This window comes from Micromonospora rifamycinica (assembly GCF_900090265.1).
GTDB classification, from domain to species: Bacteria; Actinomycetota; Actinomycetes; order Mycobacteriales; family Micromonosporaceae; genus Micromonospora; species Micromonospora rifamycinica.
Genome location: NZ_LT607752.1, coordinates 2,358,504 through 2,376,616 on the forward strand (window position 1 = coordinate 2,358,504; position 18,113 = coordinate 2,376,616).

At 72.5% G+C, this 18,113-nt stretch carries 13 protein-coding genes; 7 read left to right on the forward strand and 6 right to left on the reverse strand.

Annotation, left to right across the window (positions count from 1 at the left end):
- Positions 1-74: 74 nt before the first annotated feature.
- The 7 genes from GA0070623_RS09370 (at position 75) to GA0070623_RS09400 (ending at position 7,273) form a co-directional block, all read left to right on the forward strand.
- Positions 75-620: an RNA polymerase sigma factor gene (locus GA0070623_RS09370; RefSeq protein ID WP_067305011.1), complete on the forward strand. Its 546-nt coding sequence runs from the start codon at positions 75-77 to the stop codon at positions 618-620.
- The gene (locus GA0070623_RS09375; RefSeq protein WP_067305007.1) at positions 617-1,378 is read left to right on the forward strand and encodes a hypothetical protein; all 762 of its coding nucleotides are present in this window, start codon (positions 617-619) and stop codon (positions 1,376-1,378) included. Before GA0070623_RS09370 ends, GA0070623_RS09375 begins: the two co-directional genes overlap by 4 nt.
- A gap of 206 nt (positions 1,379-1,584) precedes the next feature.
- Positions 1,585-1,974, forward strand: a complete 390-nt coding sequence (locus GA0070623_RS09380; protein WP_067305082.1) for an iron chaperone — start codon at positions 1,585-1,587, stop codon at positions 1,972-1,974.
- Between the two features lie 91 nt (positions 1,975-2,065).
- Positions 2,066-2,512: a hypothetical protein gene (locus GA0070623_RS09385; RefSeq protein WP_067305004.1), complete on the forward strand. Its 447-nt coding sequence runs from the start codon at positions 2,066-2,068 to the stop codon at positions 2,510-2,512.
- Between the two features lie 97 nt (positions 2,513-2,609).
- On the forward strand, positions 2,610-4,868 hold the full coding sequence (locus GA0070623_RS09390; RefSeq protein WP_067305001.1) for a catalase: 2,259 nt from the start codon (positions 2,610-2,612) through the stop codon (positions 4,866-4,868).
- Between the two features lie 159 nt (positions 4,869-5,027).
- A complete protein-coding gene (locus GA0070623_RS09395; protein WP_157517492.1) occupies positions 5,028-5,468 on the forward strand; it encodes an Rv0361 family membrane protein in 441 nt (146 codons plus the stop codon).
- A gap of 146 nt (positions 5,469-5,614) precedes the next feature.
- A complete protein-coding gene (locus tag GA0070623_RS09400; protein ID WP_089003982.1) occupies positions 5,615-7,273 on the forward strand; it encodes a lectin in 1,659 nt (552 codons plus the stop codon).
- A 183-nt stretch (positions 7,274-7,456) separates the two neighbouring features.
- On the opposite strand, the gene GA0070623_RS09405 is transcribed toward GA0070623_RS09400, so the two are convergent.
- From GA0070623_RS09405 to GA0070623_RS09430, 6 genes are all read right to left on the reverse strand, one after another.
- Entirely contained in the window at positions 7,457-7,960 is a 504-nt protein-coding gene (locus GA0070623_RS09405) for a hypothetical protein (RefSeq protein ID WP_067311341.1), read from the reverse strand.
- Positions 7,957-8,895 (reverse strand): NAD-dependent epimerase/dehydratase family protein, encoded by a 939-nt coding sequence (locus tag GA0070623_RS09410; RefSeq protein WP_067311344.1) that lies wholly within the window; start codon positions 8,893-8,895, stop codon positions 7,957-7,959. Before GA0070623_RS09410 ends, GA0070623_RS09405 begins: the two co-directional genes overlap by 4 nt.
- 111 nt (positions 8,896-9,006) lie before the next feature.
- Positions 9,007-12,255: an ATP-binding protein gene (locus GA0070623_RS09415; protein WP_231932729.1), complete on the reverse strand. Its 3,249-nt coding sequence runs from the start codon at positions 12,253-12,255 to the stop codon at positions 9,007-9,009.
- Between the two features lie 94 nt (positions 12,256-12,349).
- The gene (locus GA0070623_RS09420; RefSeq protein ID WP_067311347.1) at positions 12,350-16,054 is read right to left on the reverse strand and encodes an endonuclease/exonuclease/phosphatase family protein; all 3,705 of its coding nucleotides are present in this window, start codon (positions 16,052-16,054) and stop codon (positions 12,350-12,352) included.
- 25 nt (positions 16,055-16,079) lie between these two features.
- A complete protein-coding gene (locus GA0070623_RS09425; RefSeq protein ID WP_157517581.1) occupies positions 16,080-16,511 on the reverse strand; it encodes a hypothetical protein in 432 nt (143 codons plus the stop codon).
- 162 nt (positions 16,512-16,673) lie between these two features.
- Positions 16,674-17,936: a hypothetical protein gene (locus GA0070623_RS09430; RefSeq protein WP_067311375.1), complete on the reverse strand. Its 1,263-nt coding sequence runs from the start codon at positions 17,934-17,936 to the stop codon at positions 16,674-16,676.
- Positions 17,937-18,113: the final 177 nt, after the last annotated feature.

Genomic DNA, 18,113 nt, shown 5'->3' on the forward strand with positions numbered 1-18,113 from the left:
CACGGTGGAATCCGGTGTGACAGTTACGGCGGAGGCGGACAGGTAGGGGGTGTGACAGCGATCGAGAGGCAGACATGAGCAGTGGTGACGACGGTGCCCGGGAGCAGCGGTTCCGTCGCGTGCACGCCGCGACGTACCCCGACCTGCTGCGGTTCGTCCAGCGGCGGGTTCCGCCCAGCGAGGCCGAGGACGTCGTGTCGACGGTCTTCCTCACCGCCTGGCGTCGACTCGACGACATGCCCGAGGACGCCCGGCCCTGGTTGTTCGCGGTGGCCCGCCGGACGATGGCGAACCAGACGCGCAGCTGGCTGCGGCGGCAGGCGCTGGACGTACGGCTGGTGACCCAGGACGAGCCCGCGTACGGCGACGGCACCGTCGACGCCGCTGCCCGGATCGACCTCGATCGGGCCTGGCGGAGTCTGCGGCCCGACGACCGGGAGGTGCTGGCGCTGGTGGCGTTCGACGGACTGACCGCCGGACAGGCAGCCACCGTGCTGGGGTGTCGCCGCTCGACGTTCGCCATGCGGCTGAGCCGGGCCCGGGAACGCCTCCGCGCCGCGCTCGAACCCGCCGCCGTCCGCCCGCACGCCCTCACCGTTCTCAAGGAGCAGCAGTCATGAAGGATCTGGAACAGCTCGCCGTGCTCGACCCGGCCGGTGGACACGAGCCGACTCCGGCCGAGTGGGCGCGGGCGAACGCGCTCGTCGACCGGATCGTCGAGGGCGGGACGACCGCCCACACCACGCCGGCCCGCCGGCCGACGACCCGGCGGTGGGCGGTCGGCCTGGTCGCCGCCGGGGCGGCTGCGGTGGTCGGGGCGGTCACGCTCCCGTCGCTGCTGCCGGGATCCATGGACCGGGCCCTCGCCTCCTGGACCCCGGTGCCCGGTTCGCTCACCGGCGAGCAGGTCATGCCGCAGGCCCGTCGGTGCGCCGAGAGCGGGGTGGGCAGCGACCCGTCGGCGCCGGTCAGCCCGTCCGACGTGCTCCTGGCCGAACAGCGCGGGGTGGCCACCCTGCTGATTCAGCGGCGTGGCGCGGGTGTGATCGAGTGCATGAGCGTGGACGGGGATCGGCCCGCCGCGATGGCGTTGACGGACGGTCCCCTGCCGCCGCCCGCCGCCGGCACCGTCAACGTGGAGACGCGCAGTTCGGTCGGTGACGGTGATGACCAGTACTCGAACGTCGTCGGCCTGGTCGGTCCGTCGGTGACCGGCGTCGACCTGGTCCTCGCCGACGGCAGGACCGTCCGGACCAGCACCAGGGGTGGCTGGTGGGCCGCGTGGTGGCCGGGCCCGGAGGGTGGCGAGATCGGCAGCATCACCGTGCTGGTGCACCACACCGCCGGCACGTCCACCCACCGGATCGAGGATCTGTGACCGGCCGGCCCCGGCCGGTCAGGAATCGAGAAGCCAACGCTGTCACCTGGTCATAGCCTGTATCCGGTGGCCGGCAGGACGCCGCGCCTCGTCCACCCAGTGAGGGAGCACGCGTGTCCACGAAGAGTTCGACCACCGCGTCCGGCGGCGACACCGCCGAGTCGACCACCGGAACCGACGGGTTCAGCGCCGAGGAGCGCGCCGCGATGCGGGAACGCGCCGCCGAGTTGCGCGCCGAGGGGAAGAAGGGAGCCAAGAAGGCCGACGGGATGCAGGCGGTGCTGGACCGGATCGCCCAGATGGCCCCGGCGGACCGGGTGCTCGCCGAACGGGTGCACCTGACGGTCACCGCGGCCGCCCCGCAGCTGTCCCCGAAGACCTGGTACGGGATGCCGGCGTACGCGAACGAGGACGGCAAGGTCGTCGTCTTCTTCCAGGACGCCGGCAAGTTCAACTACCGGTACTCGACCCTGGGTTTCCAGGAGGCGGCCCACCTCGACGACGGCGACCTGTGGCCGGTGTCGTACGCGCTGCGCGCCTGGAGCCCGGCGGTGGAGAAGCGGGTCCGCGAGCTGGTGACGGCAGCGGTCTCCTGACCGGCGGGCGCCCGGGCGGCGGGCGCCCGCCCCGGGGCGGCGGGGCGGGCGCCCGGGGTGTCAGCGCCGTGTCGACGGGTATCCGGCGGCAATGACGCCGACCAGCAGAGCCCTGATCGCCGGCGCGGCCGGTGCGTCCGCCCTCAACGCCGTCACCTACCTCGACATGGCGATCCGGGCCCGACCGGCCAGCAGCGCCGCCGAGGACAGCGCCGGCCGGCTGGCCGAACTGGCCCACGTCGACCTCGGCGACCAGCGGACCGCCACCAACCGGCGGTCCGGGCTCGGGCCGCTGCTCGGCTACGCCACCTCGGTGGCCGCCGCGGCCGGTTATGCGGCGGCGGGTGGCCGCCAGCTGCCGCTGGGCGTGTCCGTCCTGGCGCTGACCGGCCTGGCGATGATCGGATCCAACGGCCCGCTGACCGTCCTGCGGGTCACCGATCCACGGACCTGGTCGGCCACCGACTGGATCACCGATCTGGTCCCGCACCTGGCGTACGGTGCGGTCACCGCCGTCACCCTGCGCGCCCTGCGCTGATCTCACCGTAGGTAGCGACCATCGGCGTGTTTTGCTCCGGGTTGCCCGGGTAGGGGAAGAACACCCGTTCCCCGCTCCACGAAGAGGTGCCACCCAGATGGAATCCCGCAAGCCGACCGAGGTCGTCAAGGACGTGGTGGACGCCGCAGCCGAGAAGGTCTCCCACCTGATGGCCCCCGAGGTGCCCGGCGCACCGGGCAGCGCGCCGCCCACCGTCGACGAGCCCACCACCCCGCACGACCCGCTGCCGCCCAAGCGGGAGCAGGGCGCACCCGAGACGCGCACCCCGACCGGTGCGGTCACCGGGGCGCCGGCCGTCGCCAACGGCCAGCAGGGCGCGTTCCTGACCACCTCGCAGGGGGCCAGGCTGCGCGACACCGACCACTCGCTGAAGGCCGGGGCGCGCGGCCCGACGCTGCTCCAGGACCACCACTTCCGCGAGAAGATCACCCACTTCGACCACGAGCGCATCCCCGAGCGGGTGGTGCACGCCCGGGGCGCGGGCGCGCACGGTGTCTTCACCGGGTACGGCGCGCAGGAGGTCACCCGGGCCGGTTTCCTGCGCAAGGGGAAGGAGACGCCGGTGTTCGTCCGGTTCTCCACCGTGCTGGGCTCCCGGGGTTCGGCCGACACGGTGCGGGACACCCGGGGCTTCGCCACCAAGTTCTACACCGATGAGGGCACCTTCGACCTGGTCGGCAACAACATGCCGGTCTTCTTCATCCAGGACGCGATCAAGTTCCCGGACATCATCCACGCCGGCAAGCCGCATCCGGACCGGGAGATCCCGCAGGCGCAGAGCGCCCACGACACCTTCTGGGACTTCGTCTCGCTGCACACCGAGGCGCAGCACCACACGATGTGGAACATGTCCGACCGGGGCATCCCGCGCTCGTACCGGACCATGGAGGGTTTCGGGGTGCACACCTTCCGGCTGGTGAACGAGGCCGGGGCGACGGTGCTGGCCAAGTTCCACTGGAAGCCGAAGCTGGGCGTGCACTCGCTGGAGTGGGAGGAGGCGCAGCTGCTCGCCGGCATGGACCCCGACTTCCACCGGCGTGACCTCTACGACGCCATCGAGGCCGGCGCGTACCCGGAGTGGGAGCTCGGCCTCCAGGTCTTCCCGGACACCCCGGAGGAGACCTTCGCCGGCATCGATCTGCTCGACCCCACCAAGATCGTCCCGGAGGAGCTGGCCCCGGTGCAGCCGGTCGGGAAGCTGGTGCTCAACCGGACGCCGACGAACTTCTTCGCCGAGACCGAGCAGGTCGCCTTCCACCTCGGTCACCTGGTACCGGGCATCGACGTCACCAACGACCCGCTGCTGCAGGGCCGGCTCTTCTCGTACGTCGACACCCAGCTCACCCGGCTGGGCGGGCCGAACTTCGCGCAGATCCCGATCAACCGGCCGCACGCGCCGGTCAACGACATGCTCCGCGACGGGTTCCACCAGCACGCGGTGCACGCCGGGGTCGCGCCCTACCGGCCGAACTCGCTCGACGGGGGCAACCCGTTCCCGGCCGGGGACGCCGAGAACGCGTTCCTCGACGTGCCGGTGACCGTGGCCGAGGCCCCGAAGGTCCGGGCCAACCCGGCCTCCTTCGACGACCACTTCAGCCAGGCCCGGCTGTTCTGGCTGAGCATGTCGCCGGTGGAGCGGGAACACATCGTCCGGGCCTACACCTTCGAGCTGGGCAAGTGCTACCACCAGGCGATCCGGGAACGGCAGCTGCAGTGCCTGGCCAACATCGACCCGGTGCTCTGCGCCGAGGTGGCCACCGGTCTGGGGCTGCCGACGCCGGAGCCGACCGTGCCGCTGGCCGACGTCACGCCCAGCCCGGCGTTGTCCCAGGTCGGCCGCACCTGGCCGGCCGACGGCCGGACGGTCGGCATCGTGGTCGACGCCGGAGCCGACGCGGACGGCGTATCGCGGGTGTGCCGGGAGGTGTCCGCCGCCGGCATGGTGCCGCTGGTGATCGCCGCGCACGGCGGCACGGTGGACGGCCTGACCGTGCAGCGGACCTTCGCCACCGGCCGCTCGGTCGAACTGGACCTGTTGCTGCTGGCCGGGGCGCCCGCTCCCGCGCCGGACGCGCGGCCGGCCCGGGACGCCAAGGCCGGCGCGGCGGACGCCACCGTCGTGGATCCCCGGGTGCTGCTGCTGGTGCAGGAGTGCTGGCGGCACGCCAAGGTGATCGGCGCCTGGGGTGACGGCGTGCGGGTGCTGGAGCTGGCCGGTGTGGTCGGCGCTGCGGGCGTGGTGGCCGGTGACTCGCCGGCCGACGTGCTCGCCGACGCGCAGGCCCTGCTGGCCGCACACCGCGTCTGGGAACGGTTCCCCGCCTCGGTCGCCTGACCGCGGGCTGTCGACGGGCGTCCACCGCGGTGCGCGGTGGACACCCGTCGCGGCCGGTCCGCCGGCCAGTTCGCCGGCAGCCCGTACCGTCGGCAGCCAGCTTGTCGGCAGCCCGAGCCGTCGGCAGCCAGCTTGTCGGCAGCCCGTACCGTCGGTGTGGTGGCCGCCGAGAAGGAACTCTCCGCCCGGGGTTTCGTCGTCGTCATCGTCGGCGTCGGCGTGCTGCTCTGCTGTGGCACCCCCACCGCCGGCTTCTACCTCTCCCACAAGGACGCGAGGGAGGAGCCCGGCATCCGCGCCGCCGCCGACGCCTACCTGTCCGCCGTGGTCAGGCATGACGACAACGGCGCGTACGACATGTTGTGTGCGGCCGACCGACGCCGCGAGTCGCGGGCGGACTGGCTGGACCGTCCTGCGGCCGGGTACGGGGTGACCGGGTTCCGGATCACCGACGTGACGGTCAGGCGCCTGAGCGAGGGACCGACCCTGCGGTGGGTGACCGCCGAGGTCACCTATTCGGACCAGGCACCCCGGACGGTGGGGCTGAACGTCGAGCGGCAGGACGGCGACTGGAAGGTGTGCAGCCCGGACGTCCGGTGACCTGCCCCGGACGGCGGGCGGTACGGCCCGGGCGAGGGCGGCCCCGGGTACGGTCGGCGGGCGCGTATTGACGTCACATGTCAGACGAATTACGTTGACGTTCGTCAATTCAATACGTGTCCTGCACCCCGGCGAGGAGCGTGCACATGCTCAGACGGAGAGTCGCCCTGCTGTCCCCGGTACTGCTCGCGGCGACCCTGGGCACCGCGGTGGTCACCGGCACCGTGCTGCTCGGCAGCGCCCCACCCGCGCAGGCGCTGGAGAACGGCCTGGCCCGCACCCCGCAGATGGGCTGGAACGACTGGAACTCGTTCGGCTGCAACGTCAACGAGACGCTGATCCGGCAGACCGCCGACACACTGGTCTCCAGCGGGATGGCCGCCGCCGGCTACGAGTACGTCAACATCGACGACTGCTGGTCGACCAAGCAGCGCAACGCCAGCGGCGACCTGGTCGCCGACCCGGCGAAGTTCCCCAGCGGCATGAAGGCGCTCGCCGACTACGTCCACGGCAAGGGCCTCAAGCTGGGCATCTACTCGTCGGCCGGGACGACCACCTGCGCCGGCTACCCGGCCAGCATCAACTACGAGCAGCGCGACGCCAACCTCTGGGCGTCCTGGGGCGTCGACTACCTCAAGTACGACAACTGCGGTGACCACCTCGGTCGCAGCGGGCAACAGCGCTACACCGCGATGCGGGACGCCCTGGCGGCCACCGGCCGCAACATCCTCTACAGCCTGTGTAACTGGGGCCAGGAGAGCGTCTGGACCTGGGGCGCGGCGGTGGGCAACTCCTGGCGCAACACCGGGGACATCGGCGGCAACTGGAACTCCATCATGGGCATCCTCGACCAGCAGGTCGGCAAGGACTCGTACGCCCGACCCGGCGCGTGGAACGACCCGGACATGCTGGAGGTCGGCAACGGCCCCACCGAGACCGAGTCCCGCGCCCACTTCAGCCTCTGGGCGCTGCTGAACGCCCCGCTGCTGGCCGGCAACGACCTGCGCACCATGTCGGCGGCCACCCGGACCATCCTGACCAACACCGAGGTCATCGCGGTCAACCAGGACTGGGGTGGCCGGCAGGGCTACAAGATCAGCGACAGCGGTGACCTGGAGGTCTGGCGCAAGCCGATGTCCTCGGGCGGGGTGGCCACGGTGCTGCTCAACCGGGGTGGCGGCACGGCCACCGTCTCCACCACGGCCAGCGCGCTCGGCCTCGGCAGCGCCTCGTCGTACGCGGTACGGGACCTGTGGGCGCACAGCACCGCGACGTCGACCGGCACGATCAGCGCCTCGGTGCCGGCGCACGGCGCGGCGATGTTCCTGGTGACCGGCGGCGGCACTCCCCCGCCGACCACCCCACCCCCGACGACGCCGCCCCCGACCACCCCACCGCCGACCACTCCCCCGCCGAGCACGACGACCGCGGTCCGCAACGTCTCCGCCGGCCGGTGCCTGGACGTCAACGGCGCGACGCAGACCAACGGCGCCGCGGCCATCGTCTGGGACTGTCACGGCCAGGCCAACCAGTCGTGGACCTCGACCAGCAGCCAGGAGCTGCGGGTCTACGGCACCAAGTGTCTGGACGTCAACAACGCCGGCACCGCCAACGGCACCTCGGTGATCATCTGGGACTGCAACGGCCAGTCCAACCAGAAATGGCGCTTCAACGCCGACGGGACCGTCACCGCGGTCGGCTCGGGCCGCTGCCTGGACCTGGTGGGCAACGGCACGGCCAACGGCACCCGTACCCAGATCTGGGACTGCAACGGCGCCGCCGGTCAACGGTGGAGCCGCGGCTGACCCGTAGCGTGCCGCCGACACCCGCCACCACCGGCCCGACGAGCGGGCACAGCGCATCTCGGCGACGCGCCGCCGCGGTCACGACCCGCGCGGCGCGTCGCCGCTACGGTCCGGCGGACGGGCCTGCCCCGGGGCGGACCCCACCCCCGGACGGCATCGGAGGCGGGGCCGGACCCACCTGCGTCAGCCGCGTCCGGTGATCTCCACGGTCGCGCGGGCGAGCGTCCGGCCCGTCCCGTCCAGCACGGTCAGCCGGACCCGCCCGTCGGCGACGTCGACAGCGGTGGCGGCGACCAGGAACCGCTGGGCGTGGACGTCCGCCCGGACAGACGACGACCCGACCAGGACCGTCCGCGCCTCCCGAAGGGGCAGGTAGCCCAGCAGACCACCCAGGATCTCGCTGATCGCGTACTCCGGTCCGCCGCCGCTGGTGCCGACCGCCGCCGTGGAACGCCCGGCGTCGAGACTCTCCACGTAGCTACCCGACGGTCCGGCCCAGAGCCGCAGCGTACGACCATCGTCCAGGGTGACCCTCTCGGCGTCGACATAGCCGGAGGGCGGCTGCCAGCCACCTGCGGACTCCGCCGGTGGGTCCGGGGCGATGACGACGACCGCCGCGATCGTCAGGGACACCGCCGCGAGCCCGACGAGACTGCGCAGTGGCGAGCGGGGCGGGGCGGCGGTCATGCGGGGGTTCCGCCGGCCGACGGTACGGGCTCGGCGAAGGTGTCGCGCAGCGCCGGGTCCAGGGACCGGCCGGTGGTCGGGGTGAGGAACAGCTCGGCGAGCAGGAGGTCGGCGAGGTGGGCGGGGTTGATCCCGGCCTCCCGGCCCGCGAGAGCGTGCAGCAGACCGCCGCAGCGCAGCGGGGCCCGTACCGCCGCGGCGGGCAGCCGACCGACCCGGCGCGGACGGCCGACCGACCCCGCGATCCGGGTCATCATCTCCGCCCAGCTCAGGTTCTCGTCGGCGACCGGAACGTCCCCACCACGGGCCTGTTCGAGCGCGTCGGCCGTGATGTCGGCGACGCTGTCCACCGAGGCGGTGGCGGTCCCGCCGACGGGGACGACCAGGGGTGCCCGGGACCGCGCCCACCGGTCCAGCGGACCGGCCCAGTTGGGCAGCCGGTCGCCGGCCCGGCCGAAGACGAACGGTAGCTCCAGCACGGCGACCGGCAGCCCCGGGCCGGCGGCGGCCCGCCCCTCCCCGGCCTGATCCCGCCGGCACCTGACGTACGCGTGGTGTGCCGTGAGTCGCCACTGTGGATGCAGCCGGTCGAAGTGGGTGTAGTACGAGCCCATGACGACCCCCCGGGTGAGCCCCTCGTGACGGGCGGCGGTGAACAGGCGCACCACCGGCTCGACGAGTTCCCGGCGCAGGGCCGGGTAGGCCGGCCTGGGCAACACCCGCTGTTCGTCCGCCCGGGTGGCCAGGACCACACCGTCGTGGCCGGCGAGCAGCGGCCGGAGGTCGTCGATCGCGGCGGACTCCAGGTCGAGCAGGTGGTCGACGCCCGGCCGGGCGGTACGGGCGACCGAGGTCACCGCGTGCCCCCGCCCGCGCAGCACGTCGACCACCCGGGTACCGATCAGACCGCTGCCGCCCACCACGAGAATCCGCACGGCCCATCGTCCACTGCGGACCGGTCGGCTTGTCAAGCCGTACTCCCCCGGACCGGTGGGTGGGTCACCTGTGGCGGGGCGGCACCGGCCACGTGCCCCCCGTCCGGGTCCTCAGCGGCGACGTTCCGGCCGGCACCCGCCCGCAGCCGGTCGTCGCCGCCTCGCGGGTCGGGTCGGCAGCTCGGCGAGGAACCGCTCGGCCCGGCGGGTGTGCAGGAAGGCCCCCCGGTCGGCGGAGACCGCCCGCGCCCGCTCGGCGGCGGCCCGGACGACCTCGACCGGCTCGCCCCGCGCCTGGAGGAGCCGGGCCCGCAGCAGGAGCAGCAGCCCCTCCGGGTGGCGCTGGCCGCACGACTCCAGATAGAAGTCGGCCCGGTCGAGTGCGGTCGCGGCGGCCTCGACCGCGCCGGCGGCGATGAGCATCTCGGCGAGGAGCCCGTGCCAGGCGGCGACGTCCGAGCGGGGCGGGTCGAGCAGGTGCGCGGCGATGAGCCGACGCACCTGCTCCGCGTTGCCCACCGGATCCCGGCCGGTCACCGCCAGCGCCCAGCAGCGGGCCAGCCGCTGGTAGGTGCCGAGGAAGACGAAGGAGAAACCGGGATCCACAGCGATGCCCCGCCCGGAGGCGCGCAGCGCCAGCGCCGGATCACCGACGAGCACCGCGATCCGGGTGGCGGCGCACGCCCACACGGTGACCATGTATGGGTCCTCCCCGGCCAGGTCTTCGAGCCCGTCGAGCAGGGTCCGCCCGTCCGCGACCTCACCGTGCAACGTGGTCACCTCGGCCAGCATCGCGGCCATCAGCAGCTGGAGGTCGTGCCGGACGGGGTCCTCGTCCCGACGGGGAATGTCGAAGATCATCTCCCGGGACCGGTCCAGCCAGCGCGCCGCCTCACCGATCTCCCCGTAGTCCCACTGTTGCAGGCCCCAGGCGTGCAGTCCGCACGCGAGCACCCACGGATCACCGGACTCCTCCCCCCGTCGCCGCAGCCGGCGGGCCAGCAGGGCGCTGCGGTCGAGATCGACCGCCTGGACCAGGGCGGCCCAGCGGGAGTAGAGGAAACTGGCCGCCTCCCGCTCCCGACCGAGGCCACGGGCCAGGTGCTCGGCCCGCTCCAACAGGTCGGTCACCGAGAAGCCGTACATCGACCGCATGCCGAGGACCGCGGTGAGCTGGGCCAGCGCGGACAGCTCCCCCTCGGCGAGGCCTGCGGCCCGGGCCACCTGCACGGCCGCGCGCAGGTGGCGCTCGGCGACGTCGAGCGCCGACTTGCCCGCCGCGTGCCGGCCCGCGTCGACCAACGCCCGGACGGTCCGGGCCGGCTCGGCGAGCAGCCCGGCGGACCACAGGTGGTGCCCGAGACGTTCGGCCACCGTCTCGGCCTCCGGACCGCCCCGATCAGGCCGTACCCGGGTCGTTCCGGGGGGCGTTCGTTCGAGCGCGTCGGCGATCCGCAGGTGCAGCTGGCCGAGCTGCGTCGGCCGGGTCGTCACGGTCACCGCCTCGCGGACCAGATCGTGGGCGAACCGCAGCGAGAAGGGGTCGCCCGGCCGGCTCTCCAGCATGCCGAGCGCCAGTACGGGTTCCAGCCGTTCGAGGCAGCTGTCGAGGTCGAGACCGGCGGCGCGGGCGAGCAGCCCGAGTTCCACCTCCCGGCCGATCAGCGCGGCGATCCGGAGCAGGTCACGGGTGTCGGCGTCCAGCCCGGACATCCGGTCGACGACCACGTCCCGCACGGTCGCCGGCACGCCGGCCCGCCCCCGGGGCCGGTCGGCGAGCAGCCGGGACAGTTCCCGGACGAAGAACGGGTTTCCGCCGGTGCGGCTGAGGATGCCGCGGGTCGCGTCGGCGGTGGGAGCCGCGCCGGTCTCCCGGCGGACGAGTTCGGCCACCTCGGCCTCGTCCAGGTTGCCGAGCTGGATCCGCTGGTGGCCGGGGAGCCGGCTGACCGTGGCGAGCATCCGGGACAGCGCGGAACCCGGGGTCGGGGCGCGGTCGCGCAGCGCGCCGATCAGGGCGGTGCCGCCGGGCAGGCGGGTCGCCAGGTGACCGACCAGGTGCAGCGACGCGCTGTCGCCCCAGTGCAGGTCGTCGAGCGCGAGCACCGTGGGCCGCCGCGCCGAGGCCGCGGCGACGATCGCGACGACCTGCTCGAAGAGCCGGAACGGGAAACCGTTGTCGGGCAGCACCGGCGCGGCGAGGACGTCCGGACGCGGTTCCAGGAGGCTGCCCAGCTCCCGACCGACCGGAACGTCCCGCTGCGCGGCCGGCAGACCGTCGAGGATCCCCCGGATGGCCTGGACCCAGGGCCACATCGAGGGGGTGCCGCCGCCGTCGAGGCAGTGCCCCCACACGACGAGCGCGCCGCGCTGTTCCGCCTCGGCGGTGGCCTCCCTGAGCAGTCGGGTCTTGCCGACCCCGGACTCGCCCTGCACGATCACCAGCCCGGTGCCCCCGGCGAAGGCGGCGGCGGTCGCGTGCCGGAGCGCGGCGAGTTCGCCGACCCGGCCGACCAGGCCGCCGCCCGTCGGGGTCCGTGGCGTGGGCGGCGTCGACGCCCCGCCGCGCACCCGGTGGTACGCCTGCCACAGGGCCGGGCCGGGATCGACCCCCAGTTGCTCGGCGAGGTCGGCCCGGACGGCCCGGAACACGGTCAGCGCCTGCGCCTGCTGGCCGGCGGCGGCCAGCGCGGTGACCAGCGCCGCCTGCACCGGCTCGTGCAGGGGTGCCATCGTGGCGGCCAGGCGTAGCGGAGCCAGCACCTGGTGCGGTTGCCCCGCCGCGACGGCCAACCCGGCGGCGGCGACGGCGGCGGCGAAGAACTCCCCGTCCAGGGCGGAGAAGAGGGCGACGGCGCCCGGCCGGTGCGGGTGGCCGTCACCGGCCGGGCCGCGCCACAGCGCGAGCGCCCGGACGTACGCGTCGAGGGCGGCCCCGTCGCCGCCCTGGGCCAGGTGGACGGCGGCGGCCCCGACGTGCTCCCGGAAGGCCATCAGGTCGAGCGTCTCCGCCGAGGCGGACAGCCGGTAGCCGGTCGGGTGCCGGAGCAGGTAGGAGCCGGCCGCGCGGGGCGGCAGCCCGGGTTCCAACAGCCGGCGCAGCACGCCCACGTACTTGTGGATGACGTTGACCGCGCTCACCGGGGCGTCGTCGCCCCAGACGAGGTCGATCAGCTCGGCGGTGCTGACCGGTCCCCCGGCGCGGGCCAGCAGCAGGACGAGCAGGTAGGCCCGCTGGCGGGGCCCGGGGTCCAGCTCGACGCCGCCCCGCCGGACACGGAGCGGGCCGAGGATCTGGAGTCGCAGTGCGTCTTCCGGCCGTGTCCGGTGTCCGCTCTCCCCCGACCACAGCCCAGCCACGCCTCGGTAACCCCCGGCCGTCGGTGATATCGACGCCCTTCAGCTTACGCCGAAGCCCCGCAATACCGACCGGAGATGAGGGCGGGGCCGGGGCTCACCAGCGCCAGCCCTCCCGCCCGGTGTCCGGCACGGACTCCACGCTCAGGTGCGCGTGCAGGCCGTGGTCGGTCAGGTAGGTCTGGACGAGCTGACCCTGCACGACCGTGTTGTTGTAGATGGTCATCGAGGTGCTGTCCTGGTGGACGCACCAGAGCTGGCCCTGGCTGTGCGGGTCGTAATCGTCCAGCACGACGTGCGCGCCGGGCACGGGCAGCCCCCCGTCCGGGGTGGACGTCAGGTACTCGTCGCCGTGGAGCAGATAGAAGCACCGGTCGGACCCGCGCTGCCCGGCCGGCACCGGCTGCCACTCCCGGCTGCCGGTGGTGGCGGGCAGCAGCTGCACCGGTCGGCCCTCGACCCCGTCCGGGCCGGCCACCCCCAGCTCGGCCGCCGTGCCGGCGGGCGCGACCACGGGCAGGATGTCCCGGTGCAGTTCGAGGTCGGTCGACGACGAGAAGAACCAGCGCTGGTACGGCGAGTCCGTCGCGTCCCGGGCGGCCAGCAGGAAGTCGCCCGCCACGCTGGTGAGCGCCTGGCCGGTCAGGTAGTTGAGCAGGGTGTACGTGCCGTCGCCGTTGCTCACCGGCCGCCACAGCTGGGTCAACGACGGTGACCAGCCCAGTCCCGCGCGGGCGTCCGGGGCCGCGTCGGCCAGGCCCAGGTAGCGGTCGTCGGTCGAGTTGCCCTCCCGGACCCGTTGCAGGCGCAGGTAACCGGGGAACTCGTTGTCCCATTCCAGCCGCCACTGCTGTGCCCGCGACGGGTCGTACGCGGTGTCCACGACCAGCGGCCCGCCGTTGGGTTCGGCGTCGGCGACGGAGGTGGTGGCGGCGTTGCGCAGCAGTGCCCGGCCGGGCATCGTGGGGGTGGCCAGCGGCGGCACCTCCGCCGCGGCGCGCAGGTCGAACCCGTAGGTCACCGGGTGGTGGTCGGAGTTGGTGATGGTCCGTTCCGTGTGCGCCTGGAAGAGCGTCGGTGCGCCGTTGCCGAAGTCGGTCACCGCGTAGTCCAGGGTGCTCGTCGGGCCCGTCGTCGGATGGGTGTTGGCGTCCGGGGCCATCACGGCGAACTGGTTGGCCGGTAGCGCATTGCGCAGGTTCTGCGGTTCCCGGTTGAAGTCGCCGAGCACCACCCACTCGTACGCACGACCGGTCGTCGGATCGAGGTTGTTCTGGAGGTACGTGCGGATGTTCGCCAGCGTGGTCGGCATGTCGTTGCCGTTGCCCGACCAGCCGTGCACGGTGAAGAAGAACGTCGCACCGATCCGTACGCCGAGCGCCGGCCGGGCGCCCGCCGCACCGGCGACCACGACGACCTGGTCGGCCCGCTGCGCGGTGGCGATGGCCAGGTTGACCCGGTTCGGGCCCTGCGTCGAGGTGTCAGTGTTCAACCAGTACAGGTGACGGGTGGGTTCACCGAGCAGGGTGCCCAGGTAGTACTCGTAGACCGGGGGGAAGACGCCGTTGTTGGCGAACACGTTCTGGGTGTAGCGCCCCCGTTCGTGCGCGCTGCCGGCCGGTGGTGACCCGGCCTCCTGGAGCGCCACCGCCAGCACCCCCGCGCTGAGGAACCCCAGCACGGTCGCGTACTTGTTCTCGTAGGTGCCGCCCGCGCTGGAGCCCGCGCCCTGCATGTTCCAGGTCATCACCGTCTGCCGGTTCCCGGCACGCGGGTCGAGCTGGCCGACGTCGCGCAGGAACAGTGACGGCCACCGCTCGCCGGTCCGCACCGCGACACCCTGGCCGGCGTAGTTCACGGTCTCCCGGCCGGACCAGTCCTTGATCGGCGCACCGCCCTGGCTCAGCGGGGTGAACGCGCGCGGGTTCGCCGCGTCGGAGCCGAACTGGTAGATCGCCTCCGACTCGCCGCTGTCGCTGGAGTACGGCTCGTAGGGCAGGTAGGGGCCACCGGCGACGGACTGTTTGATCATCGTGTTGCGGTGGAAGACGTTCTGCGGGCCGGACGCCCCGGACCACTTGATCGCCTTCGCCGCCGCCGCCCACCAGATCGGGAACCAGGTGCCGTCCTCCAGCTCGCCGCCCTCGCCGCCGCAGTTGGCGGTGCAACTGCCCGACCGGTGCTCGTACGGGACGCGGACGGTGTTGCCCTCGAACAGGTTGTAGCGTTCCCAGCCGCCGTGCAGGTTGAGGTCGGAATCCAGGTCGTTGCCGAACGCCACGTTGCCGCTGGCCGACCACTGGAAGGTGAAGTGCCGCAGGTTCCGGCTGGTGTTGTAGGCCCACAGCGAGTCCCACACCCGGCTGCCGCGCAGGTAGCCGTTGCCGCCCTTGCCCTTGTTCCACGCCCCGTCGAACGTGTTGTGCTCGATCTGGAGGTTGCGGGCGACCTCGGTGACGATCGGGTGCGAGCCGGTCATCGACCCGGCCAGCCCGCGCGCCCAGCTGTTCGCGGCCCACTTGAACGCGATGCCGTGCATGGCGTACTCGGGGGCCAGGTTGCCGTAGTTGTGCACCGCGTCGGTCGGGGTGGGGTGGTAGACGCCGCCGAGCAGCTTCGGCAGCCCCTCCATCTCCTGGGAGAAGGCGAAGTTCTCGAAGCCGACGCCCTCCACCGCGCGTAGCGGCGTGATCTTGCTGGTGTAGACGGTGCCGGCGATCGGCGCGGAGCCGTCCGAGGTGGAGTCGACCGGCACGTCGTACTCCAGCGGACGGTCCAGCGTGACGGTCTTCGCCGACGTGTTCACGGCGGTCGCCCGGAACATCTGCTGCCGCATGTGCAGGTTCTCGCGGGTGCCGGGGTCGTCCGGGGAGAGCCCCTGCTGCTCGTAGAAGCGCAGGCTGTTGGCGGCCCCGACCCAGACGTAGCCGCCGACCCGGAAGCCGTCCATCTTCGCCTTGCTGTCGAGGCGGATCACGTTCTGCCCGGCGCGGGCCGAGAAGCCCGGGTCGGCCGAGGCGGACCCCAGCTTCTGGCCGGACGCCCAGTGCTGGTTGATGGAGCCCTCGAACAGGTCCTTACGGTTGGCGGGGGCGGCGGACCACTCGTCGGCGTACCGGTCGGCGACCTCGCGGGTCTGCACCTTGAACAGCGCCCGGCCGGGCCAGATCCAGCCACCGGTGCCGGTGTCCGGTGCCGAGCCGAACGTCATGGTGTCCTGGTTCCACCGGCTGCCGTCGGCGGTGAGCGTGTCGTACCGGGTGTTGACGTCCGGCCGGAGCACGATCCGCGTCCCGCCGCTGCCCGCCCCCTGGCCCCGGAGCACCAGGAAGTTCGCGTCGACGTAGATCTGCCGGGAGATGTCGATCCGCCCGGCCGGCAGCACGATCAGCGAGAGCCGGCGCGCGTTGCCCGACGGCGAGCAGGTGGCCTTGATCCGGTCGATGGCCGACTGGAGGCCCCCGCTGTCGTCCACCGTGTCGTCGGCGCGGACCCCGAACTCGCCGGCCAGCCGGGCCGGATCGATCGTGCAGGCCCCGCCGGCCAGGTCCGCGTCGGTCGGCAACGACTGGCCGCCGAGATAGCCGACCCGGGACCAGTCGGGCAGCCCGGCGACCCCGCCGATCCGGTTGCCGGCGGCCAGGTCGGCGTCCCCCGCGACGCCCGCCACCAGCGACGCCGCCGAGTCCATCGACCGCGGCACCCCCGCCGGCCGGGCCGCCGCCCGCGCCGACGAGGGCGGCGGCCCGGCGACCGTCACGACGAGCAACAGCCCCAGCAGTACGCGGGCGGCGCGGACCATGGTTGTCTCCCCTGTTCCGGGTGGTTCAGTAGCGGTAGTAGTGCGCGTCCTTGCGGCCACCGGAGGCGGTGGTGCCCTCGGCGGCGATCCCGATCCCGTCGACGCCGTTGTAGAACGTCTCGTACTTCCGGTTCGGGCCGATCACCGCGAAGGTGTCGGTGCTGGTGTTGAAGTGTCCGACGACCGAGATCAGGGTCGCCTCACTGCCGGTCGGCACCGGTCCCCACCAGCAGTCGGCCCCCGGGGCGAGGACCGGGCCCAGCTGCACGGTCTGGTTGTTGAGGGTCAGGTACTCGAGGTGCACCCGGTAGTTGCCCCAGGGGCAGAGCTGCACCCACCCGTCGCGGATGGTGGAGGCGGCGGCGGGTGTCGTCGGCGCTACGACCAGCGCGACCGCGCCGACCGCCACGCCGACCGCCGCCACCATCCGCCTCGGCTCGAAGTGCTTCGATGTCATTCCGGAGAGGGTAGGTCGCCCCACTGGACAGGAAGTGAACCCCCGATCCAGTACACCGCCCGCGCCCCGTGGAGATTGTGCGTGGTCACTCCCGGAACATTCGGCTGCAAGGGATCACCCCTGAGGACAGCCCCGGCTTCCGACCCCAGCGGTGAGGACCCATCAGGTTCCCTCCTTACTCCCCCGCGGACGCTGCGCCCGCTCGGTGACCTCGCCGATCTTGGATCTGGCTCGCCCCAGGGCTCCCGCACCGAGACGGCTGGCGGCACCAATGCCTCCCGCCCCTGCCTCCAGCACCTTGTCACGCATCCCCGTTCCCGTGTCGAGAACCCTGTCCCGCACCTCCCCGGCCGCGTCCCGCCACCGCCTGGCACTCCAGGAACTATGGTCACGATCAATGCCGAGCCGTCCGTGGAATTCGACGACGGCGGTCCCTACCCGGTTGGTCGAATGCACAACGGCGCGGGAGGTGGTCGGATTGAGCAGCACCTTCGCGTTGGCCGTCCCAGCGGCCGCGTCCATCCGGGCCAGCAGGCGTTCGGTGCTGCGGGAGATGAGATCGAGGCGATGGCGTCGGGCGATCCTGATGGCAACCCGATGCTCCTCCAGGTCCTCCGGAGAGGCGTCCAGCACCCGGTCGATTTCGAGCACGGCGACCGCGTCCTGGAGTTGGAAGCAGCGGGCCAGAACGGCGAGCCACTCCTGAACCTTGATCTCGGCTTCGCTGGTGGTCCTGACCAGATCACCAACCTTGGTCTGGCTCTCCAGCTTCTCGGCGATGGCGTCCATCTGCCGCAACGCGTACGCCTGGGTCCGGGCCAGCGGGATCGGTGTGGTCTGCACCTTCGACCAGGTGACCTCGGAAACCCTGCCCACCCGTTCCCGGATCGTCAGTGCCTCGTCGATGACGAGTTCGACCCCGATCATGTCCGCCACCACGGCATCGGTCTGGGCGCGGAGCACCGCGTCGACCTTCGCATCGATCACGGCGAGATAATCGGTGATCTGGTCCATGGTCTGTTGCATGGCGAGTTGCGTCATGAGTCCGGCGACGCCGGTCAGCACCGCCGGGTTGGTCAGCAACGTTCGGGGATTCTTCTGCACGATTTCCAACAGGCCCGTGATCTTTCCACGGTCGGTCAGCACAGCGCGGCTGATGCCGTCCCCCGAGCCCTTCATCAGGTTGTACTTCTTCATCGCCTGTGCCGATTCCGCAGTCAGCTGAACCCAGCGACCGGAGTGCTCGGCAATCTCGGAGCCGCTCTTGGCGAGCGTGGACCCGGTGCGGAGGGTGGAGCTGATCCTTCTGAACCCAAGGTCCTTCGACGGCAGCCGCTCACCGGTGAGGAAACGATCGACAGTAGCCGGATGCCCGATGACCGCCAGACCATCGCCGTCACTGACCAGCTCGATCTCGTTCTCCAACGTCTGCTCCCAAAAATCTGACAAGAACTTGCCCACGCTACCGGCGACGTCGCCACCCCTGCCATGGGCCGCTCGTCCCATGGTTCCCGGGCATCAAGTGGACCATCCGCTTCCTAGACCACACGGTCACGAACGCGGCGCATCCCAGCCACAGACGCCGACCATCGAGTCGTCGGG

What these genes read in the sequence shown, in the direction of transcription:
- GA0070623_RS09375 (WP_067305007.1), top strand. Translation starts at nt 617, where the DNA reads ATGAAGGATCTGGAACAGCTCGCCGTGCTCGACCCGGCCGGTGGACAC.
- GA0070623_RS09425 (WP_157517581.1), bottom strand. Translation starts at nt 16,511, where the DNA reads ATGACATCGAAGCACTTCGAGCCGAGGCGGATGGTGGCGGCGGTCGGC.
- GA0070623_RS09385 (WP_067305004.1), top strand. Translation starts at nt 2,066, where the DNA reads ATGACGCCGACCAGCAGAGCCCTGATCGCCGGCGCGGCCGGTGCGTCC.
- GA0070623_RS09400 (WP_089003982.1), top strand. Translation starts at nt 5,615, where the DNA reads ATGCTCAGACGGAGAGTCGCCCTGCTGTCCCCGGTACTGCTCGCGGCG.
- GA0070623_RS09405 (WP_067311341.1), bottom strand. Translation starts at nt 7,960, where the DNA reads ATGACCGCCGCCCCGCCCCGCTCGCCACTGCGCAGTCTCGTCGGGCTC.
- GA0070623_RS09380 (WP_067305082.1), top strand. Translation starts at nt 1,585, where the DNA reads ATGCGGGAACGCGCCGCCGAGTTGCGCGCCGAGGGGAAGAAGGGAGCC.
- GA0070623_RS09420 (WP_067311347.1), bottom strand. Translation starts at nt 16,054, where the DNA reads ATGGTCCGCGCCGCCCGCGTACTGCTGGGGCTGTTGCTCGTCGTGACG.
- GA0070623_RS09390 (WP_067305001.1), top strand. Translation starts at nt 2,610, where the DNA reads ATGGAATCCCGCAAGCCGACCGAGGTCGTCAAGGACGTGGTGGACGCC.
- GA0070623_RS09370 (WP_067305011.1), top strand. Translation starts at nt 75, where the DNA reads ATGAGCAGTGGTGACGACGGTGCCCGGGAGCAGCGGTTCCGTCGCGTG.